The sequence below is a fragment of the Burkholderia sp. Ax-1720 genome (assembly GCF_011753035.1).
In the GTDB taxonomy this organism is placed as follows: domain Bacteria; phylum Pseudomonadota; class Gammaproteobacteria; order Burkholderiales; family Burkholderiaceae; genus Burkholderia; species Burkholderia gladioli.
Window position 1 is genome coordinate 40,692 of the sequence record NZ_VWWK01000007.1, and the last position, 21,067, is coordinate 61,758.

The following is a 21,067-nucleotide window of genomic DNA, read 5'->3' on the forward strand; positions in this document are numbered from 1 at the left end:
AAACCGGGGCGGTGACGGCACCCAACCGACAGCGCCGAACCATGATCAGCCGCCCAGCCCCTCAGCGCCCGTTCACGGCGGCACGAACCGGTGCCGCCGCCACGGCGCGCCCGGCGCCGGCCGGCTCGCGGCAGCGGTCGAACAGCCAGCGCCGGAACCGGCCCACCGCCGGCGCCTCGGGCCGCGATGGCGGCCGCACCAGGAAATACCCGCGCTCGGTCACCGCCGTCTCCTCCACGCAGCGCACCAACTGGCCACTCGCAAGCAGCTCGTCCACCAGCGGCGACCAGCCCAGCGCCACGCCCTGGTTCATCAGGGCGGCATGCACCACCAGCGCATAACTATTGAACGTCAGCCCATGCGGCTCGGGCGGGGCGGTGAGCTGGTGGGCGGCGAACCAGCCGTGCCAGTCCAGCCAGCGTTCCGGCTTGGTCGGCTGCACGTGCAGCAGCGGCAGCGCCAGCAGGTCGGCCGGGCCCTTCAGCTTGCGTCGATGCGCGGCCAGGAAGGCCGGCGAGCACACGGGCGTCACGGCTTCCTCGAACAGGCGCGTGGAAGTGCAGGCCGGCCAGTCGCCGTCGCCGAACAGGATCGCCACGTCGGCGTGGTCGCGTTGCAGGTCGGCGTGCTGGGCCGTCACCACGCGCACGTCCACGTCGGGCATCTCGGCCTTCAGTTGCGCCAGGCGTGGCATCAGCCAGTAGGTCGCGAAACCCACGTCGGTCACCAGGGTGAGGGCGCCGCGGGCGCGGCGTTCGCGGATGTCGGCGGTGGCGCAGCGCAGCGTGTCCAGGCTCTGGCGCACCGCCTCGAACAGGCGCGCGCCGTCCTCGGTCAGGGTCACGCCGCGGTGGCCGCGCTCGAACAGCGGCGCGCCGAGCGCTTCCTCGAGCTGCACCACGCGCTGGCTGACGGCCGGCTGCGTCGAGCCCAGCTCGCGCGCGGCGGCCGTGAAGCTGGCCAGGCGCGCCGCCGATTCGAAGGCGGACAGCGCCTGCATCGGCGGTAACCGATCGGGACTTCTCATAAGCACCTCTGATGGCCCATAAGCAAACGACCTCTTCCCCGCGCGATTCCAGCCGGCGACAGTGAAGCCTGCCGCGGCGCGCTCGCCGCGCCGAAAACCCGGCGCGGCCGGCGGCGCCGCGATCCCGTCGATTCTAATTCAGTCAATTCGCGATGCTTAACACGAAGCCGAATATCCTTATCTTGATGGCTGATCAACTGACCCCGTTCGCCTTGTCCGCCTACGGACATCGCGGCGCGATCACGCCCACCATCGACCGCCTGGCCGCCGGCGGGGTGGTGTTCGAATCGGCCTATTGCGCCAGCCCCCTGTGCGCGCCCTCGCGCTTTTCCTTCATGTCGGGCAAGCTGCCGGCCGCGATCGGCGCCTACGACAACGCGGCCGAGCTGCCGGCCCAGACGCTCACCTTCGCGCACTACCTGCGCGCGGCCGGCTATCGCACGGCGCTGGCCGGCAAGATGCACTTCTGCGGGCCGGACCAACTGCACGGCTTCGAGGAACGCCTCACCACCGACATCTACCCGGCCGATTTCGGCTGGGTGCCCGACTGGAGCCAGCCCGAGGCGCGCCCGAGCTGGTACCACAACATGGGCTCGGTGCTCGACGCGGGCCCCTGCGTGCGCACCAACCAGCTCGATTTCGACGACGAGGTGACCTTCGCCACCCGCCAGAAGCTCTACGACCTGGCGCGCGAGAAATCGGCGGGGCAGGACACGCGGCCGTTCTGCCTGGTGATGTCGCTCACGCACCCGCACGATCCCTACGCGATCACGCGCGAGTATTGGGACCTCTACCAGGACGAGGACGTGCCGATGCCGGCCGTCACGCTCGGCTACGACGAGAGCGACCCGCATTCGAAGCGGCTGCGCGCGGTCAGCGAGATCGACCGCACGCCGCCCAGCGAGGCGCAGGTGAGGGCGGCGCGCCATGCCTATTACGGCTCGAGCTCCTATGTCGACGCGCAGTTCGGCGCGGTGATGAACGCGCTGGAAGCCTGCGGCTTCGCCGACGATACGATCGTGATCGTGACGGCCGACCACGGCGACATGCTCGGCGAGCGCGGCCTCTGGTACAAGATGACCTTCTTCGAGGGCGGCTGCCGCGTGCCGCTGATCGTCAACGCGCCCAAGCGCTTCGCGCCGGGCCGCGTGGCGGCCTCGGTCTCGCACCTGGACCTGCTGCCCACCCTGGTGGAGTTCGCCACCGGCGGCGCGCCGGTGGAATGGCCGGATAGCATCGACGGACGCAGCCTGCTGCCGCATCTGAGGGGGGGCGCCGGCCACGACGAGGCGATCGGCGAATACCTGGCCGAAGGCGCGATCGCGCCGATCGTGATGATCCGGCGCGGCGAGTGGAAGTTCATCCACACGCCGGTGGATCCGGACCAGCTCTACAACCTGCGCGACGATCCGCGCGAGCTGCGCAACCTCGCCGCCGATCCGGCGCTGGCCGAGCTGGTCACCGCGTTCCGCGCCGAAGTGGCCAAGCGCTGGGACCTGGACGCGATCCACGCGCAGGTGCTGGCCAGCCAGCGCCGCCGCCGCTTCCATTTCGCGGCGACCACGCAGGGGCGCATCGCCTCCTGGGACTGGCAGCCGTTCCAGGACGCGAGCCAGCGCTACATGCGCAACCACATCGAACTCGACACGCTCGAGGCGATGGCGCGCTATCCGCGCGTGCAGGGCTGAATACCGGGCGCCGGCCACCCGCCGCAGGCCATCCATCCATTCCATAAGGAAAACCCACGATGACACGCTTCAATCGATCTGCCGGGGCGGCTCGCGCGCCGCGGCGCAGCACCTTCGCGACGGCCGCGCTGTCGGCCTTGCTGGCCGTCGTCCTGCCGGGCGCCTTGGCACGGGCGGCCGAGCCCGCCGCCTGTACCGAGGTGCGGATGGCCGCGCCGGGCTGGACCGATATCGACGCCACCAATGCGATGACGGGCGTGGTGCTGGATGCCCTCGGCTATCGCCAGCGCGTCTCGAACCTGTCGGTGCCGATCACCTTCCAGGGCCTCAAGAAAGGGCAGATCGACGTGTTCCTCGGCAACTGGATGCCGGCGCAGGGGCCGTTGGTCAAGCCCTTCGTCGAGGAGAAGTCGATCGAGGTACTGCACCCGAACCTGACGCACGCGAAGTTCACGCTGGCCGTGCCCGACTACGTGGCGGCCGCCGGTGTGCACAGCTTCGCCGACCTCGCCAAGTACGCCGACCGCTTCGGCAATCGCATCTACGGCATCGAGCCGGGCGCGCCGGCCAACCAGAACATCAAGCGGATGATCGCCGACAAGGCGCTAGGCGCGGGCAACTGGAGCCTGGTGGAATCGAGCGAGACCGGCATGCTGACCCAGGTCGAGCGCGCCGAACGCGACCGCCAGTGGATCGTGTTCCTGGCCTGGGAGCCGCACCTGATGAACACCAAGTTCCATCCCGTCTACCTGTCGGGCGGCGATGCCTACTTCGGCCCCGACTACGGCGGCGCCACCGTCAACACGGTGGCGCGCAGCGGCTACGCGAACCAGTGCCCGAACCTCGGCAAGCTGTTCCGGCAGGTGACCTTCAGCGTGGACGTGGAGAACGCCATGATCGCCTCGATGCTGATCGACAAGCTCTCGCCCACCGATGCCGCGAAACGCGCCCTGCAGGCCCATCCCGACCTGCTCGACGCCTGGCTGGCGGGCGTCACCACCGCCAGCGGCGCGCCCGCGCTGCCGGCCGCCAGGACGGCGCTGGGCCTGCACTGAGGCGCCCGGAACCCGCGCGAGGTTCGCGGCGGTGGCACCGCGAACCCGTCTCAGGGCTTTCACGGGTCGGTCGCATACAGACCATTTGTTGTCGTTCGCAGACGGGTGACCCATAAATTGGGTTTGTATTTTTTTCCTCACGTGTCCGGTTCGCGATTCGGCTTTGCCGGCCACGCCAGCGTCACCCGTTTCAAGCAAGGCTTCGGACCCGCGCCGCGCGTGGGTCATTCTTCCAACAGGGATGCAGGTTTGGGGTTGCCACGATGAAAAAAAGAATGAAAGTTGCCGCAGCCGGCGCCGCCGCGCTGGCCATGGCGGGCGTGTCGTCGACGAGTCACGCGCAGAGCAGCGTCACGCTGTACGGCATCATCGACGCCGGTATTACCTATGTGAACAATTCCGGCGGCGCGCATGTGTTCAAGTTCGACGACGGCGTGTCCTACGGCAACCGGATCGGCTTCAAGGGCACCGAAGACCTCGGCGGCGGCCTGAAGGCGGTGTTCGCCCTGGAAAGCGGCTTCCGGCTCGGCAACGGGCAGCTCAATTTCGGCGGCGCGCTGTTCGGCCGCCAGGCTTATGTCGGACTGCAGAACGACTGGGGCACGCTGTCCTTCGGCGACCAGCTCGACATGACCGAGGAGATGGTCTACCTGACCAACGTCTCGGCCTGGGCCAGCGGCTACGCGATCCACCAGGGCGACTTCGACCGATTCAACGGCGACCGCCTGCCGAACTCGGTGAAGTTCCTGTCGAACACCTTCGCGGGCTTCAAGTTCGGCGGCATGTACTCGTTCGGCAACGTGGCCGGCAATTTCCACCGCAACAGCGCCTACAGCCTGGGCGCGAGCTACGCGAACGGCGATTTCTCGGCCGGCGCCGCCTACACGCAGCTGAACAACCCGAACGGCATCTACGCCTTCGATCCCTACGCGATGATCGGCACCAAGACCTTCCTCGGCCAGCCGACCGTCAGCGTCGATCCGGCCACGGGCGCGGTGACGGACCTGTTCTCCAGCACGCCGATGAACATCGACAAGCAGGGTACCTTCGGCGTGGGCGCGAGCTACGCGATCGGCAAGCTCTCGCTGATCGGCAACTTCACCTACACGACGATCAAGGGTTTTGGCCAGAGCTCGCACATGCAGGTGTATGAAGGCGGCGCGACGTATCAGTTCACGCCGGCGCTGAGCCTGATCGGCGGCTACCAGCACACGCGCTTCGAGGGCCATCACTGGAACCAGGGTTCGGCCGGCGTGCATTACCTGCTGTCCAAGCGCACCGACGTGTATATTTCCGGCGACTACCTGCGCGCCTCGAATGGCGTGGATGCCGTGATCGGCTACAGCTTCACGCCGTCGACCACGCAGACGCAGGCGGACGTGCGGATCGGCATGCGCCATTCGTTCTGATGTGTTGATGATGGGCCGGGCGGCCCGGCATTGTGAACCAGGGGCGGCGGCCACGCGGCGAGCGTGGCCGCCGCCCCTTCGTCGTTGTCCATGCCGAATCAGTCGTTATTGTGCTGATGGACCGTGACGTCCGCCCGCATCGCGTTCCCGATCTGGCTTCTCACGGTATCGTCGTCCGCGCCCGACATCAGCTCGACGTGCGTTTTGACAAGTCGCTCCGTATGCGCATCCGGGAGGCGGTCGGGCCGGATCTGGGCCAGGCTGCGATGGTGCGTGTCCGCGTTCAATCGTCCGCCATCGGCCTGCTCGCCGCGGATGAACTCGGCCACCGCGCTCTGGTTGCCCTGCGCGGCCATGGTCTTGGCCTCCAGGAACACGTCGACGATGGGGGCGACGTGCAAGGACATTTCATGATCGATGACATGCGCGCCATACCCGCTGTTCTGGGTGAGCACATGGTTTTCGTTCACCTGCACGGAGAGCGAAAGCGGATGTCCGGCGGCGATATGCTGCGCGAGCGCCGCCGGATCGGTATGGACTCCCACGCCGTTCACTGACGCGCCGGTGGTGCCCGCTCGGCTGGCCGGCATGCGGTTCGAGGTGGAAAATTCCAGCTCGATGTCCTTGGGGTGCTGCTGGATCGTATCGACCAACGGGGCATGCACGCGGCTGTCGGCTTCGCAGTACATCATGAGTGCATTGCTGTACCGGCTCGCGTCGTGCTCGAATTCTCCGGATACCGAAATGTTCTGGTAGGCCTCGGCGTGCTCGGGTGCCTCCATCGGGTACGCCGAGGCATGCTGGTTCGGCGTGGAGGCGCGCTGGGAACCCGCATCCGGACGCGACTCGGCCGAGCGATTCGACGTCGGCCGTTGCGGGAGATTCTGCAGGGCGCCGCCCATGCGGGATCGCGTTTCCGTCGGCTGCGGCCGGGAACCCGGCGCGTGCGCCGCTGGCTGGGTGGAATCCTGGCCGGTGGCTGGGGTGGTGCCGTGGATCGATGGCGTGGAAAGTTTCATCGCTTGTTCTCAACAGGATGTCGGATGGGGTGGAGATGCGACGACCGATGGATCGCCGCCCTGGCTGGGGCACCTCCGTGCTTGCACCACCTCATCGCGGATGAGCCTGCATGGCAATGTAGCCGTCATCCTGTTTTTGAATTCTCAGTTTGACTGAGTGTGTCTCAGCAATGGGGTGCAATTGATGAATTGCGCTCCGTGAGACGGGGCTTCGCGCGAATCTCACGATTGCTCAGCGGATTTTCTACACTGGTGCGTGCACTGGGTTTCAGCAGACCTTCCTTGCCTTGTCGGGCTCGCGCAGCGTGCCAGGCTCAGCGCTGCGTCTGCCGGTCGTTGCGCGGGCTCGCGCCGAAGCGCGCCCGGTAGCTGCGCGAGAAGTGCGAGGGCGATTCGAAGCCGCAAGCCACGCAGATCGCCGTGATCGTCATGTCGGTCTGCTGCAGCAGCTCGCGGGCGCGGTCCAGCCGCAGCTGCATGTAGAAGCGCGTGGGCGTGTCGTTGAGGATCGAGCTGAACAGGCGCTCGAGCTGGCGCCGCGTGATGCCGACATCCTGCGCCAGCGCATCCGAGGACAGCGGCGTCTCGGTGTGCCGCTCCATCGCGCCGATCACCTGGATCAGCTTGCGGTTGTGTACGCCGTAGCGCGCCGCGATCTCCAGCCGCTGCCGATCCGAATGCTGGCGGATCCTGCCCACCACGAACTGCTCGGAGATGGTCGCGGCCAGGTCGGCGCCGTGCCGGCGGCCGATCAGCTCCAGCATCATGTCGATCGAGGCGGTGCCGCCCGCGCAGGTGATGCGGCGCTCGCCGGTCTCGAACAGTTCCTGCGTCGCGTTCAGGCGCGGATAGCGCTCGCGGAACGCGGCCAGTGCCTCCCAGTGCAGCGTCAGCGTGTGCGAGGGGTCGAACAGCCCGGCCTCGGCCAGCACGAAGCTGCCCGTGTCGATCCCGCCGATGGTGGCGCCGCCCAGGTGCTGGCGCCGCAGCCAGTCGCCCAGCGTGCGCGTGTAGCGCGCCAGCGGCTCGAAGCCGGCGATCACGAACACCGTATCGGCGCGCTCCACCTCGCCGAAGGCCGCGTCGGCGTTCAGCGCCACGCCGTTGCTGGCCAGCACCGGCGCGCCGTCCATGCTCAGCAGTTGCCAGCGGTACAGATCGGGCCGAAAGCGGTTCGCCACCCGCAGCGGCTCGATCGCCGACATGCAGCCAAGTGCGGAAAAGCCGGGGAGCAGCAGGAAGTGGAGGGTTTCCGGCATGGGGCGGGCGGGTGAGGTGAGGGCGGGGCGCGCTTGATTATAGAGGCTGGCGGACCCGGACCGGCACTTGAGACGAACGAGCAGTTTGTTGAGCCGCGCGGACATTCATCGAGAAGCGTCGCGGCACTACAGTGGATACACGTGATCGACAAGGAGATCACGAACCCGCAGCGAAACGACATGGGTCGACAACGTTGCGAACGCAACCAACATATCACTGGAGTCCATCATGAAGACGCTTCTCGCCAATCGTATCGTCGCCGCCACCGCAGCCGCCGTTGCCCTCACGTTCGCCTCTGGCGCCGCCCAGGCGCAGACCAGCCAGTTGACGCATGCACAGGTGCGCGCCGAACTCGTGCAACTGCAAGCCGCCGGATACAACTCGGCGCGCGGCGAGGACACCACGTACCCGGCACAACTGCAGGCAGCCGAGCAGCGCGTGGGGCAGCAGCAGGTCGCCGTGCGCACCATCAGCGACGAGCAGGGTTATGGCGGCAGCGTCGGCGGCGCTTCGGCTTCGGGTACGCGCCATCACCATGTCACCCTGGAAAACGACGGCATGAAGCCCGTCTATTTCGGTCAATGAGCGTGGCCATGGCCGGCACGCACAGGATCGGTGCCGGCCCGGATCAATTCTTCATCTCGGGATGGAAACGGGCTGCAGGCTTGGTCGAGGACGGCTCGGCCATCACCTGCTCTCGACGCGGCCCGGCGCATCGAGCACGCCGCGCGGATTAGCAATGCCAGGAGCGGCCCGCGCGCGTGGCACGCGATTGTTTCAGTGATTTGACGTGATTCTTCCAATTCCAGGAAAGGTGCCTGCGCAACCAGGTCGACATTTTCCGGAGCGGCCTTTCCTATACTCGCCGGCGTCTCAACCCGGCGTTTCAATGGAACTGGAGTCTCACGGTGAAAAGAATATCCCTGGCCACGGCCTGCCTGGCCACCTTCGCGGCAGCCTCGGCGCACGCGCAAAGCTCGGTCACCCTGTACGGGCTGGTCGATGCCGGCATCGCCTATACCAACAACGTGGGCGGCAGCGGTCGCGTCGCGCTCGCCAGCGGCAACATCAGTGGCAGCCGCTTCGGCCTGCGCGGCACCGAGGACCTGGGAGGCGGCCTGCAGGCGATCTTCGTGCTGGAGAACGGCTTCAGCGTCAACAACGGCCAGCTCGGGCAGAACGGCCGCATGTTCGGCCGGCAAGCCTATGTCGGCCTGGCCAGCAAGCAGTTCGGCACGCTCACGCTGGGCCGCCAATACGACGACGTGGTCGATTTCGTCTCGCCGCTGTCGGCCACGGCCGGCACCTTCGGCGATTCCGGCTTCGCGCATCCCTACGACAACGACAATCTCCAGCACAGCGTGCGCTTCAACAACGCCGTGAAATTCACCAGTCTGGACTACGCCGGTTTCAAGTTCGGCGGCATGTATGCCTTCAGCAACAGCACCGGCTTCGCCACCAGCCGCGCCTACAGCGTCGCGGCCAGCTATGCCCACGGCCCACTCACGGCTGCCGCCGGGTATTTGCAAACCAATGGCTCGGGCACGCGCACGCCGGGCGGCACCGCGTTCGCGAATACCGGAGGCGCGGTCGACCAGGCCGAGGTGAAAGGCAACTTGAGCGCCGACGTGCAGCGCAGCGTCGCCGCCGGTGTGAACTACGCGTTCGGTCCTGCGGTGCTGGGCTTCGTCTATTCGCACAGCCAGTACCAGGGCACCAGCGCGTTCGGGCTCGGCAACGGCTCGGCGCGCTTCGACAATTACGAGCTGAACGGCATGTACCACCTCACGCCGGCGCTCAGGCTCGGCGTGTCCTATGCCTATACCGACGCGCATCTGAGCGGCGCCACCGCCTACGGCACGGATCCGAAGTGGAACCAGGTCAACGCGATCGCGCGTTATGCCTTGTCCAAGCGTACCGAGTTGTATGCCGAGGCGATGGTCCAGCATGCCACCGGCAGCAGGAACGTCGCCTCGCTCTACAACGCCGGCGGCGCGTCTTCCACGGGCAATCAGGTAATGGGTGCGGTGGGGATGCTGACGCGCTTCTGAGCCTGGTTTGATGACGGCGACATCGTCGCCGTCTTGCTTACACGCGCTGCCGCTCGGCCCGGGTCGCGCTGACCAGCCGGTGCACGGCCTCGACCACCGCCTCGGGATTCGCGCGGTTGCCGCCGGCGATGTCGAGCGCGCTGCCGTGCGCGACCGAGGAGAACAGCACCGGCGTGCCGATCGTCATGCCCGCGGTGCGATTGGTCGCCAGCAGCTTGGCCGCGATATGCCCCTGGTCGTGATACATGACGACGAAAGCGTCGTAGCCGGACTTCTGGAACATCGTATCGGCGCCGAACGGGCCGTCCGCGTCGATGCCGAGTTCGCGCGCTGCCTTCAGCGCCGGCTCGATGATGCGCGCCTCGTCGTCGCCGAACATGCCGTGTTCGCTCGCATGCGGGTTGAGCCCCGCCACCGCGATGCGCGCCGCGCCACCGTTGCGCGACAGCACCGCATGGGTTGCCTGCAGCACGCGCAGCACCCGTTCCTCGGTCACCAGCTCCAGCGCGCGGCGCAGGCTCACGTGCAAGGTGGTGTGCACGATGCGGGTGGTGTCGAAGCACAGCATCAGGAAGGCATCGTCGGCCGGCGTGCCGGTGCAGCGCGCCACGAAGGACGGGTAACCGTCGAATTCGATGCCGGCCTCCTTGATCGAATACTCCGTCTGCGGACAGGCCACCACCGCATCGACGGCACCGGCCATCGCCGCCTCGATGGCGACACGCGCGGCCTCGATGGCGGCACGGCCATGCGCGGCGGCGATCTTGCCGACTTCCAGCGGTTCGGACGAGAACTGATCGAGCGCGAGCAGGGTGACGTCACGCCCGCTCGAGGTCACGGCCTCGCGCGCCTCGGCGATTGCATGGATGCGCGCGTCGATTCCGCAGGCACGCGCGTGCCAGGCCAGCGCATCGGCGTCGCCGACCAGCAGGGGATCGCAGATCTGGCGCACGCGCGCGTCGAGCGCGGCTTTCAACGCGATTTCGGGGCCGATTCCGGCGGGGTCGCCAAGCGCGATGGCGATTCTGGGACGGTGCATGGACTTCGTCTCCTCCAGGGAAATACAGGGTGGTGCTCAGTGTTCGTCGGCCACGTCGATACCGATCTCGCCGTTCTCGACATGGGCCTCGTAGGTCTTCAGCGGAATCATGCAGGGCGCGGATACCACGGCGCCGGTACGGATGTCGAAGGCGCCGTTGTGGAAATCGCATTCGATCCGATGGCCTTCGAGGCAACCCTCCGAGAGCGAACCCGGGCCGTGCGTGCAGGTGTCGTCGGTGACGAAGAACTGCCCGTCCACATTGAACACGGCCAGCGTCAGGCCATGCTTCTCGATCCGGATCGCCTTGCCCTCACCAACCTCCGAAACCTTGCAAATACCTACGCGGCTACACGCTTGCGACATGGGAAATCTCCGTTTGACAAAGGATTTCGACGGATGATAACTTTGTTCAATTGAAAAGAACAGCGTTCCTATATATGGAACGACCATCAAGAGCGAGCCGACCGACAGGCCGGCATGAGACGAGATTCGATACGCAAGGAAGGACAGGACATGCTGAGGAAAGAACAGAACGATCTGCTGACGCAAACCGGCGCCGGCAAGCCGATGGGCGAGTTGTTCCGGCGCTATTGGTTGCCGGCGCTGCTGTCGGAGGAGGTCGCGCAGGCGGGCGGCGCGCCGGTACGCCTGCAACTGCTGTCGGAGCGCATGCTGGCGTTCCGCGATTCGGAGGGCAAGCTCGGCCTGATCGACGAGTTCTGCGCGCATCGCGGCGTGTCGCTCTGGTTCGGTCGCAACGAGGAGGGCGGGATTCGCTGCCCGTACCATGGCTGGAAATACGATGTGAACGGCCGCTGCATGGAAGTGCCGTCGGAGCCGGCGGAAAGCGGCTTCTGCGAGCGCATCAAGCTCAAGTCGTATCCGCTGGTGGAGCGTGGCGGCATCGTCTGGGTCTACATGGGGCCGCCCGAGGACCAGCCGCCGCTGCCCGAATTCGAGTTCGCCACCTTGCCGCTCGGCCGCAGCTTCATCACCAAGCGCCTTCAGGAAAGCAACTGGCTGCAGGCGCTGGAGGGCGGCGTCGATTCGAGTCACGTGTCGTTCCTGCACAGCGCGAGCCTGCATCGCGATCCGCTGTTCAAGGGCGCGAAGGGCAACCAATACAACCTGAACGACCTGAGCCCGGTGTTCGAGGTGGTCGACGCGGAGGGTGGCCTGTTCATCGGCGCGCGCCGCAATGCGGAGAACGAACAGTATTACTGGCGGATCACGCCCTGGGTGATGCCCTGCTTCACGCTGGTGCCACCGCGTGGTGACCACCCGGTGCACGGCCACTTCTGGGTGCCGATCGACGACGAGCACTGCTGGGCCTGGAGCTTCGACTATCACCCGACGCGCGAACTGACCGAGGCCGAGGTGAACGCCATGAAGGAGGGCCACGGCATCCACGTGAAATACATCCCCGGCACTTACCTGCCGCTGCAGAACAAGGGCAACGACTACCTGATGGATCGCGAGTCGCAGCGTGCCGGGCTGACCTACAGCGGCGTGGAGGGCATCGGCATGCAGGACGCGTCGTTGCAGGAGAGCATGGGGCCGATCCAGGACCGCACGCGCGAGAACCTGGTGTCCACCGACAACGGCATCATCATGGTCCGCAACCGCCTGATGAAGGCGGCACGCGCGCTGGCCGAGCAGGGGCAACTGCCGCCGGGCCGCGATGCCGATGCGCAGCGGATCCGCTCGGTCGCCACCGTGCTGCCGCGCAGCCAGCCGTTCAGGGAGGGCGCGAGGGAGGCGCTGCGCGCCGAAAACGGCAAGCCGCATACCTCGGTCTGATGTTCATGCGGGCGCCGCGCGCGGCGCCCGTTTCCCGATGAGGCGCCGTCGATGCAGCGGCGACGCGCCAGCGAAGGCAGGTGTCGACATGCACAACACTGCACCCCACGATCATCCGGGCAAGGCCGATCACCGGCAATCCTGGCCCGAGGCACGCTACCGGATCGAGGCGGCGAATGCCCTGCCGCGCCGGATTCGCGTGGTGTTTCTCGATGACGACGATCCCGACGTCGCGCTTTGCCGCTTGCAGCCGCGGCACGCGAACGTCGAATTCAGCGGGCCGGCGGCCTTTCTCGCGGCGACCGGCATGACGCCGGCCGTCGCGCTCGCCGAGCTCGGAGCCGGTGTGCTCGCCGATGGCGGCGGCCAAGCGCCGGTGCCCGACGATCGCCTCGATGCCTGGCGTGGCGTGCCCGATCTGGTCGTGATCGTCGGCGGCGACGCGGACGATCCAGCGCTCGGCATGCTGGCGGCACGGCTCTATCGACGCGAGACCGTCAGCGTATCGGGCCTGTTCCGCATCGCGGCGGCGCCCGTCGCGGGCGCGGCGCGCAGCTCGGACACGCTGCGGACGCTTTGCTCGACGATGCTGCTCGTCAACGACATCGGCTACCTCGACGACCTGTTGCAGGCCCTGGCCACCCGACAATAGCAATGACACATGGAGCGAGACTTGGTTAACAAGGAATTGAATCGATGGTGGGCCGTCGTTGGCGGTGCCATCTGTCTGTCGGTGGGCGCCGGCGTGATCGCGGCGTTCATGTTCGGCACCTTCATCCGCGCGATCGCCGCGCAGAATCACTGGAGCCGGTCCGAGGTATCGCTGGGCCTGACCATCTTCGAGTTCGCGATGGGACCGGGCACCATCGTGCTCGGTTCGCTGATCGACCGCTGGGGCGTGCGCAAGCCGACGCTGATCTTCCTCAGCCTGTTCGCGCTGTCGATCGCGCTGGTCGGCGTGATTCCGCCCTCGGTGCCGCTGTTCTGCCTGGCGTTCGTCGCCGTCGGCTTCTTCGCGCCGGGCAGCAACGCACTGCCGTACGCGAACGTGGTCTGCGCGCGCTTCGACAAGCATCGCGGCCTGGCGCTGGGCCTGACCGTCGGCGGCACCGCGGTGGGGGGCGCGCTGATGCCGCAATACGCGGGTTTCCTGCTCAGCCATTTCGGCTGGCGCGGCGGGTATCTCGGCGTGGCGGCCGCGGTCGCGGCGTTCTCGCTGCCGGCGCTGTACTTCCTCGTCAGGATGCCGAAAGGCACCAAGGAGGCGCGCAGGCGCAGTCTCGACGCCGGCTTGCCGAAGCTCTCGAGGATCGTTCGCACCAGCCGCAGCTTTCGCCAGCTCGGCATCGCGATCTTCTGCATGTCGGGCGTGATGCTGGCCCTGCTGTCGCAACTGGTGCCGATGATGATGGATCGCGGCGCGACGATCGGCATGGCTACCAGCATGCTGTCGATCGCCGGCCTGTCGTCGGCGATCGGGCGCCTGCTCGCAGGCTACCTGATGGACCGCATGCATGCGCCCTATGTCGCGGCGATGTCGTTCGCGATCACGCTGGCCGGCGTGCTGATCCTGGCCAGCGGCGCGATCGGTCTCGACGCGATGATCGCGGCGGGCCTGATCGGCGTGAGCATCGGCGCCGAGGCCGACATCATCACCTTCATTGTCAGCCGCTATTTCGACCTGCGCCTGTTCGGGCGCGTCTGCGGCGGCATCTGGGCCTGCTGGGGCTGGGGCGCGGGCATCATGATCTTCCTGACCGGCCTCTGCTACGACCTGTTGCACTCGTATCACGTCGCGCTATGGAGCTTCGTGGCGATGATCACGCTGGCGATCGTGTCGATCTGCCGGCTCGGGCCTTATGTCTATCCCGAGCGCGTCGACGTGCATGCGGCACGCGCCGGCATCGCCGACACGCCGGAGGAAGGTGCCGGGCGCGCCTGACGGGTTGGCAAGGGCAATGAAAAAACGGGCTTCATGCCCGTTTTTTCATTGCTGCGATTTTGCCGCGCGATCAGATCTTGAACGATTCGAAGGTTTCCGGCGCAAACAGGTCTTCCGGCGTGAGCCGCTGTTTCGATAGCCCCTGCTCGTGCGAGTAGCGCAGGAATACCTCGAGCGTCTCGCGATTCTTCTGCAGGCCATAGGGCCAGAAATCGTCGCCCATTTCCTCGCGCGTCTGCTCGATGTGCGCGTGGAGCCAGGGCAGCATCGCCTTGAGCGCGGCGGTTTCGTTGAGATCCTGGTAGGTACGCCGCTGCGATTCGACGAAGGCCTTGTAGAGCGACTGGGCGACCCAGCGATTGGCTTCGTAGATCTCGCGGCGCACCACCACGGTATGCATGATGGGGAAGATGCCGGTAGTGCGGAAGTAATCGCGTTCGAGGTCCACGTAGTTCTCGAACAGCCGCTTCACGCGCCCGTCGCCGCGCAGGAAGGACGAGGGCATGCGCGCCGTGTAGAGCGCGTCGATCTCGCCGTCGTAGAGCATCTGCGAAAGGGTCTTGTCCGGGCCGATCTGCTCGACGCGGATGTTGGACGGCAGGTCGAGCTTGAGCTTCTCCGAGCGGTTCGGTTCTTCCTCGCCGCCGCTGAAGTAGGTGACGCTGTCGACCGGCACGCCGTAATGATCGGAGAGGATGCCGCGGATCCAGACCGGCGCCGTCATCTGGTATTCGGGGTTGCCGATGCGCTTGCCGATCAGGTCTTGCGGCGTGCGGATCCCGGAGTTGGCGTTCACGTAGATGCAGGAATGGCGGAAGAAGCGCGAGGGGAACACGGGGATCGCGATGAACGGACGCGGCTCGCGGAAGCAGGACATCGTGTACGAGGACAGCGACATCTCCGATGCATCGAATTCCCGATTGCGCAGCATCCGGAAGAAGGTTTCCTCCACCGGCATGTTCAGGTAGTTGAGGTCGATGCCGTCGGGCTGGACCGAGCCGTCCATCAGCGCGCGGGTACGATCGTAGTTCCAGCAGCCGAAGGCGAGTTTCAGTTTGGACAAGGGTTCGCTCCTGATAGGGTCGCGCGGCGGCGCGCGCCGATGGCGCGCGAGGGGACGCCGGGTGACGGGTTCAATAAAACTGGTCGAAATGCACGCGATCGAACGGCACCTGGCGCGCCAGCAGCATCTGCTGCACGGCGGCGCCCATCGCCGGCGGGCCCGCGAAGTAGATTTCCATGTCGCGCAGGCGATCGCCGAGCAGCGCGTCGGCCAGCTCGTGCACGAACCCGACGTGGTCCGCGCCGCCAGCGGCTTCGCTCGCGTCGGGCGCGGATACCGCCGTGCGGTAGTGGATGCGCGTGCCGAAGCCGGGCAGCGCCTCGAGCATGTCGCGCCCGCAGAGGTCGTCGAGCGTGCGGCCGCCGTAAAGGAAATGAAATTCGTTATCCTGAAAGTTGAGATCGAAAGCAATGCCGCGCGCGATCGAAATCATCGGCGCCAGGCCGGAGCCGCCGGCCAGGCAGACCACGTCGCGTCTCACGTCGCGGCGCAGCCAGGCGTGTCCATAAGGGCCGTCGATCTCGATGCGATGTCCTGGCCGCAGCGTGTCGAACAGCGTTCGCGTGCCGGCGCCGCCGGGCACGCGGCGCACCTGGAAGTGCAGTGACGGATCGGCCGGATCGGCCACGTTGCTCATCGAATAGGCGCGCTGTCCCGTCACGCCGGGCAAGCTCAGCAGGGCGTACTGGCCGGGCTCGAAGGGCAGCGGCGTTTCGAGCGAGAAGCGGAATTCGCGGATGTCGTGGGTGATGTCGCGGCAGGCTTCGAGGCGCGCGGTGAGCTGGCGCGGCGGATGGACCGGCGCGTATTGCTCGGCGGTGCGGACCTTGATCGTGCAATCGCCGCCGGGCACGGCCTGGCAGCCCAGGAAGCGGCCGCGCTCGCGATCCTTGGCGCTGCGGCCCGGTGCTTCGGGCCAGTGTTCGTGGAGTTCGCCCTCGACGAGCTGGAACTTGCAGTTGCCGCAGGCGCCGACATTGCATTCGTAGGGGAAGGCGATGCCGGCGCGTTGCGCGGCGCGCAGGATCGTGTCGTCCGGCTTGCATGGAAACCGGGTGCCGGTCCCTTCGAGGGTGATATGACGAGTCGATGTTGACATGAGTTCGCGTTCTCTCCTTCAGGGACGCGGTAGGTTTCAGGGCCGCCGGTACCCGAGCCGGGTCGAGATGCCTTCGGCGGCGGTGATGAGTTCCGGCGTGAAGCCACGCAAGGCTTTCTTGGTCAGGCGCTGCGTCGGGCCGCCGACGCTGATCGCCGCGATCACCTGGCCGTTCAGGTCGCGCACCGGAGCGGCGATGCCGCGCATGCCGATCTCGGATTCCTCGTCGTCGGTCGAGTAACCGTCCACGCGCACCTGGTCCAGCACCTTCATCAAGGCCGCCGAGCTGGTGTTGGTCTTCGGCGTGCGTGCCACCAGGCCCTCGCGGATCACCCGCGCCAGCGTCTCGGGCGCGCCGTGGGCGAGCAGCACCATGCCTTCCGAGGTGCAGAACGCGGGTTTGCGGTCGCCGATATAGGAGCGCATGCGGATCGCCTGATTGCTCTCTAGGTTGAAGAGGTAAATGATGCTGGTGCCGTCGAGAATCGCCAGGTGCACGGTCTCGTCGGTCTTTTCACGCAATTCATGCAGGAAGGGCAGCGCCTGCTTCGAGACATCGAGCCGGCGCCGCACCAAGGTGCCGAGCGCGAACAGTTCGATGCCGAGCCGGTAGCGACCGTTTTCCAGGTTCTGCTCGAGGAGACCTTCCGCGAGCAGCGTCGTCGCAAGCCGATGCGCCGTGCTCTTCGCCAGCTTCAGCCGCTTGGCCAGCGTGCTGATGCCGATTTCGGGCTCCTCCTCCGAAAAGGTCTTCAAGACCCGGATCGCCGCCGTCACCGAGGACAGCCTGCCTTCCGCCGGTGCCTCGTCCGTTGTGTTTTCCGTGGCCTGGGGTTCCGGTGCTTTCGTCACCATGGACTTTACCTCAAAAGTTATAAATTGGAACAACGTTCTGTATAGAGGAACATTCTCTCGAATTTTGCCCACCTTGTCCAGATCGCGCCGGGTTGTGGGCGCGGCGGGCATCGCGACGCCATCCACGATCATAGCCAGTTCTCCGGCTAGTCCCTGGTGAAACGCGATTTCTCCCGGCTTTCACGTGGTTTCTGGCGAGCTTTCCTGTGACAGGCATATTTTCATCGCTCATCCGTGCATACCCTGAGGCGGTATTTCTTGACACCGATGAGGGGAAATTGCCAAATACGATCCGCGTCAATTAAGGAACGATGTTCCATATAAAGGAACGATTGGCGAGAGCTTGAGAATCGCCGATTCGTTCCCGGCTGACGTCGAATCGACAATAACGGGAGGAGATAGGCAGCATGAGAAGGTGCATGTGGAGGATGTGCGCGGCGCTGGGCCTGGTGGTGTCCGCGGCCGCGCAGGCGCAGGGCAGCGTGACCCTGTACGGGGTGATGGACAACGGGGTGAGCTTCATCAGCAACGAGCACGGCCATGGGCTGGTGAAGGCGAACGACGGCGTGTTTACGCCGAATCTCTGGGGCATCCGGGGCAGCGAGGATCTGGGCAACGGGCTGAAGGCGATTTTCCAGCTGACCAACCAGTTCCAGGTGAATACCGGCAATATCACGCCGGGGCAGTCGCTGTTCTCGAAGACCTCGATCATCGGGCTGTCGGACGATCGATACGGGACGCTCACGCTGGGTAGTCAGTACGACTTCATGGCCACCTCGTTGTGGGCTTCGGGCATCGATACCGCGGACGACGGCGGGTTTTTCTTCGGCTTTCCCGCCGGTCCGTTCCAGAAACTCGGTATTCCTAACAACCCTACCGGCGAGCTGGACTGGGACCGCAGCGAGGGCACCCCGATCGCGAATACCGCCAAATACCAGAGCCCGGTGATCGCGGGCCTGTCGTTCGGCGCGATGTACGGCTTCGGCAACGTGGCCGGCTCGGTGGGGGCGGGGAATTCATCGAGTTTCGGCCTCAACTACGTGTCGGGCAATCTCGGCCTGGGCGCGGCCTACACGGACGTGAAGTACCTGGTGACAGGCAGCCCGCAGGTCAGCGTGCGCAACTGGGGCGCGGGCGCCAAGTACGAGTTCGGCAAGCTGATCCTGCATGCGGTGCTGTCGACCGTGCACAACATGGGCAATGGCGCGGCAGCCTACCAGATGTCAGGCGGGATTCGCTGGCGCTTCGCGCCGGCGTTGATGCTCAGCGGCGAGTACATGTACATGAAGGGCAATGGCTTCCTGGACAACAATCACGCGAACCAGGTCGGCGCGACGCTGTTCTATATCTTGTCCGCGCGCACCACCGTGTACGTATCGTCGATCTACCAGCGCGCGAATGCGGGCGCCTCGGCGCAGATCAGCGGGATCACCGACCCGGGGCCAGGCTCGAGCAGCAACAACCAGACGGTATTGCGAATCGGCCTGCATACGCGTTTCTGAGTGTGCCATGGGGAAACCTGCCGCTGCCTGCCTCGTGGCGGGACGGCGGCGCATGGCCCCGGCAGCATGCCGGGCCGGGAATGGCGTGAGCGGCTCAGGCGACGCGCAGCGCCGCCAGCCGCTCCCTCAGCAGGCTCGCCCGGCGCCCGCTGCGGCAATAGGCCAGCACCGGCTTCGGCAGTTCGTCGAGCAGCGCGCCGAATGTTTCGGCCTGCTCATCGCCGATCGGCTGCCCGGCAGCCACCGGCAGGTAACGCGCCTCGATCCCCAACTCGCGCGCCGCCTTCTCGATCTCCGCGAAACCGGGTTGATCCGCGCTCTCGCCGTCGGGCCGATTGCAGATCACCGAGCGGAAGCCCGCATTGCGGATCGCCTTCAGGTCCTCCGGCTGGACCTGCCCCGAAGCGGTAAACCCACTTTCAGCGGCCTCCCGACATCGCTCGATCGCCTCGCGAAAACGGGCGATCGCGAACTCGATGTCCTGCTCCGTGGTGAAGCGCCCGACGCTGATGCGCACGGTGCGTGCCGCCGCCTGCGCATCGAGGCCGATCGCGGTGAGCACATGCGAGGGCGTGCCGGCGGCCGAATTGCAGGCCGAGGTGGACGACACGGCCAGCGCCTCGCCGAGCATGAAGGGCTGGAAGCCCGGCGCGTTGACGGTCAGGCTCAGCGTGTGCGGAATGCGGCGCGCCTCGCGCGCGTTCTGCGTGACGTCGCCGATCGCGAGGATCGCATCGCGCAAGCCCTCGCTCAAGGTGGCGATGCGCGCCGTATCGCTCTCCAGCGCGGCGGCCGCCACTTCGCAGGCGGTGCCCATGCCGACGATCTGGTGCGTGGCCAGGGTGCCCGAGCGCAGCCCGCGCTCGTGTCCGCCGCCGTGCATCTGCGGGGCGATCCGCTCGGCGATCTCGCGCCGCACATACAGCGCGCCGATCCCCTTCGGGCCATACACCTTGTGCGCCGACATCGACAGCATGTCGATGCCGAGCGCGCGCACGTCGATCGCGGTCTTGCCGAGCGCCTGCGCCGCGTCGACGTGGAGCAGGGCGCCGGCCGCATGAACCACGCGCGCGATCGCGGCGATGTCGCTGAGCGTGCCGATCTCGTTGTTGACCAGCATCAGCGAGACCAGGCCCGTATCGGGGCCGATCGCCTCGGCCACCGCCTCGGCACCGATCTCGCCGTTGGGCGCGGGGCTCAGGTAGCTCACCGCGAAGCCGTGCTTCGCGAGGCTGGCCATGGTGTCGAGGATGGCCTTGTGCTCGATGCGGCTGGTGATCAGGTGGCGCCGCTCGCTGGCCTTGTCGGCATAACCCTTCAGCGCGAGATTGTTCGATTCGGTGGCGCCCGAGGTCCAGACGATCTCGTCGGCGTCGGCGCCGATCAGCGAGGCCACCTGCGCGCGAGCCTGTTCCACCTTCTCGCGCGCCAGCCGTCCCGCCAGATGCGAGCTCGAGGCCGGATTGCCGAAGATGCCGTCGGCGCCGAGGCACTCGGCCATCGAGGCGATCACGCGCGGATCCACCGGGGTGGTCGCTGCGTAGTCGAGGTAGTGGAGGTGGAGGTTCTCGCTCATGGTCGTTCGTTCATTGCCGCCGTGGAATGCGGAAATGATACGGGGAGCCATCAAGAAAAAGGCTCCAAATTCCGCCGTGATTCCGCGTTTGCATAGAAGATTTTTCTATTTGCTTAGCGTCGGGACGGAAATCGTGTGGCGAGGAGCGGGTTGGCGAGAACGACTTGCCGAGGCGGGTGAAACGGAAGATGGCTGAAGGCAATACGAAAGCAGGCGCTAGGAGCACCAGGCCCCGGCGGGCGCCGGAGCCTGCCGTGTCAAGGCCTCAGACGCCTTCGACCACGCGGAAATCGCGCTCGGCGCCGTCGCCGAGCTCCTTCAGCGCGGCCTGGTAGGCCGGGCTGTTGCGCGCGGCCAGCGCGGCTTCGAGGCTGTCGAACTCGATCACCACCGCGCGCTGCTGCAGGCCCGACTCGAACACTTCGGCCGGCGTGTTGCGCACCAGGTAGCGGCCGCCGGCTTCGGTCACGGCCGGCGCGGCCAGCTTGGCGTAGGCCGCCATCTTGTCGGGATCGGAGATATTGCGGTAGATGCTGAGCCAGTATGCTTTTGCCATGGATGTTGTCTCCGGGAGGGGCGATAGGCGAATGCGCTCGCGCGAGGCATTCTTCCAGCGCGATATTACGGGAATTCGGGGGCGGAAGTCGGCGCGCGGCCTATCCCGCCGATCGGTCGCCCG

At 66.4% G+C, this 21,067-nt stretch carries 19 protein-coding genes; 9 read left to right on the forward strand and 10 right to left on the reverse strand.

Annotated elements, in window-relative coordinates; all coding sequences use genetic code 11:
• Positions 1–61 precede the first annotated feature (61 nt).
• A complete protein-coding gene (locus F3J18_RS03980) occupies positions 62–1,000 on the reverse strand; it encodes a LysR family transcriptional regulator (RefSeq protein WP_060001591.1) in 939 nt (312 codons plus the stop codon).
• A 179-nt stretch (positions 1,001–1,179) separates the two neighbouring features.
• Between F3J18_RS03980 and betC the strand changes: the two genes are divergently transcribed.
• The 3 genes from betC (at position 1,180) to F3J18_RS03995 (ending at position 5,179) form a co-directional block, all read left to right on the forward strand.
• Complete coding sequence (betC, locus tag F3J18_RS03985; protein ID WP_166911458.1) at positions 1,180–2,715, forward strand: choline-sulfatase; 1,536 nt, start codon at positions 1,180–1,182, stop codon at positions 2,713–2,715.
• A gap of 59 nt (positions 2,716–2,774) precedes the next feature.
• Positions 2,775–3,770, forward strand: a complete 996-nt coding sequence (gene choX / locus F3J18_RS03990) for a choline ABC transporter substrate-binding protein (protein ID WP_166911460.1) — start codon at positions 2,775–2,777, stop codon at positions 3,768–3,770.
• Positions 3,771–4,081: 311 nt separating this feature from the next.
• Complete coding sequence (locus F3J18_RS03995) at positions 4,082–5,179, forward strand: porin (protein WP_223996694.1); 1,098 nt, start codon at positions 4,082–4,084, stop codon at positions 5,177–5,179.
• 98 nt (positions 5,180–5,277) lie between these two features.
• On the opposite strand, the gene F3J18_RS04000 is transcribed toward F3J18_RS03995, so the two are convergent.
• A complete protein-coding gene (locus F3J18_RS04000) occupies positions 5,278–6,198 on the reverse strand; it encodes a hypothetical protein (RefSeq protein ID WP_166911462.1) in 921 nt (306 codons plus the stop codon).
• Between the two features lie 314 nt (positions 6,199–6,512).
• A complete protein-coding gene (locus F3J18_RS04005; RefSeq protein ID WP_017919152.1) occupies positions 6,513–7,457 on the reverse strand; it encodes a GlxA family transcriptional regulator in 945 nt (314 codons plus the stop codon).
• 229 nt (positions 7,458–7,686) lie between these two features.
• On the opposite strand from F3J18_RS04005, the gene F3J18_RS04010 reads away from it, so the two are divergent.
• The gene (locus F3J18_RS04010; RefSeq protein WP_166911464.1) at positions 7,687–8,043 is read left to right on the forward strand and encodes a DUF4148 domain-containing protein; all 357 of its coding nucleotides are present in this window, start codon (positions 7,687–7,689) and stop codon (positions 8,041–8,043) included.
• A 323-nt stretch (positions 8,044–8,366) separates the two neighbouring features.
• Entirely contained in the window at positions 8,367–9,509 is a 1,143-nt protein-coding gene (locus tag F3J18_RS04015; RefSeq protein ID WP_166911466.1) for a porin, read from the forward strand.
• Between the two features lie 37 nt (positions 9,510–9,546).
• On the opposite strand, the gene F3J18_RS04020 is transcribed toward F3J18_RS04015, so the two are convergent.
• A complete protein-coding gene (locus F3J18_RS04020; protein WP_103691784.1) occupies positions 9,547–10,548 on the reverse strand; it encodes a 4-hydroxythreonine-4-phosphate dehydrogenase PdxA in 1,002 nt (333 codons plus the stop codon).
• 36 nt (positions 10,549–10,584) lie between these two features.
• On the reverse strand, positions 10,585–10,914 hold the full coding sequence (locus F3J18_RS04025; RefSeq protein WP_103691785.1) for a non-heme iron oxygenase ferredoxin subunit: 330 nt from the start codon (positions 10,912–10,914) through the stop codon (positions 10,585–10,587).
• A 150-nt stretch (positions 10,915–11,064) separates the two neighbouring features.
• On the opposite strand from F3J18_RS04025, the gene F3J18_RS04030 reads away from it, so the two are divergent.
• From F3J18_RS04030 to F3J18_RS04040, 3 genes are all read left to right on the forward strand, one after another.
• The gene (locus tag F3J18_RS04030) at positions 11,065–12,351 is read left to right on the forward strand and encodes a Rieske 2Fe-2S domain-containing protein (RefSeq protein ID WP_103691786.1); all 1,287 of its coding nucleotides are present in this window, start codon (positions 11,065–11,067) and stop codon (positions 12,349–12,351) included.
• 202 nt (positions 12,352–12,553) lie between these two features.
• Positions 12,554–13,003, forward strand: a complete 450-nt coding sequence (locus tag F3J18_RS04035; RefSeq protein ID WP_166911468.1) for a hypothetical protein — start codon at positions 12,554–12,556, stop codon at positions 13,001–13,003.
• Positions 13,004–13,024: 21 nt separating this feature from the next.
• Positions 13,025–14,293 (forward strand): MFS transporter, encoded by a 1,269-nt coding sequence (locus F3J18_RS04040; RefSeq protein ID WP_240154496.1) that lies wholly within the window; start codon positions 13,025–13,027, stop codon positions 14,291–14,293.
• A gap of 70 nt (positions 14,294–14,363) precedes the next feature.
• Here F3J18_RS04040 and F3J18_RS04045 read toward each other — a convergent pair whose 3' ends face one another.
• The 3 genes from F3J18_RS04045 to F3J18_RS04055 all read right to left on the reverse strand — a co-directional run bounded on the left by F3J18_RS04045 (position 14,364) and on the right by F3J18_RS04055 (position 17,442).
• Positions 14,364–15,356 carry a 4,5-dihydroxyphthalate decarboxylase gene (locus F3J18_RS04045; RefSeq protein ID WP_103691789.1) on the reverse strand — a complete coding sequence of 331 codons (993 nt, stop codon included), beginning with the start codon at positions 15,354–15,356 and terminating at the stop codon, positions 14,364–14,366.
• A gap of 70 nt (positions 15,357–15,426) precedes the next feature.
• Positions 15,427–16,455: a 2Fe-2S iron-sulfur cluster-binding protein gene (locus F3J18_RS04050; RefSeq protein WP_103691790.1), complete on the reverse strand. Its 1,029-nt coding sequence runs from the start codon at positions 16,453–16,455 to the stop codon at positions 15,427–15,429.
• Between the two features lie 36 nt (positions 16,456–16,491).
• The gene (locus F3J18_RS04055) at positions 16,492–17,442 is read right to left on the reverse strand and encodes an IclR family transcriptional regulator (protein WP_238145870.1); all 951 of its coding nucleotides are present in this window, start codon (positions 17,440–17,442) and stop codon (positions 16,492–16,494) included.
• A gap of 275 nt (positions 17,443–17,717) precedes the next feature.
• Here F3J18_RS04055 and F3J18_RS04060 point away from each other — a divergent pair, with 275 nt between their 5' ends.
• Entirely contained in the window at positions 17,718–18,812 is a 1,095-nt protein-coding gene (locus F3J18_RS04060; RefSeq protein WP_103691792.1) for a porin, read from the forward strand.
• 94 nt (positions 18,813–18,906) lie between these two features.
• On the opposite strand, the gene F3J18_RS04065 is transcribed toward F3J18_RS04060, so the two are convergent.
• Entirely contained in the window at positions 18,907–20,388 is a 1,482-nt protein-coding gene (locus F3J18_RS04065) for an aminotransferase class V-fold PLP-dependent enzyme (RefSeq protein WP_166911472.1), read from the reverse strand.
• Between the two features lie 265 nt (positions 20,389–20,653).
• The gene (locus F3J18_RS04070) at positions 20,654–20,944 is read right to left on the reverse strand and encodes a DUF1330 domain-containing protein (protein ID WP_013689664.1); all 291 of its coding nucleotides are present in this window, start codon (positions 20,942–20,944) and stop codon (positions 20,654–20,656) included.
• Positions 20,945–21,067 lie beyond the last annotated feature (123 nt).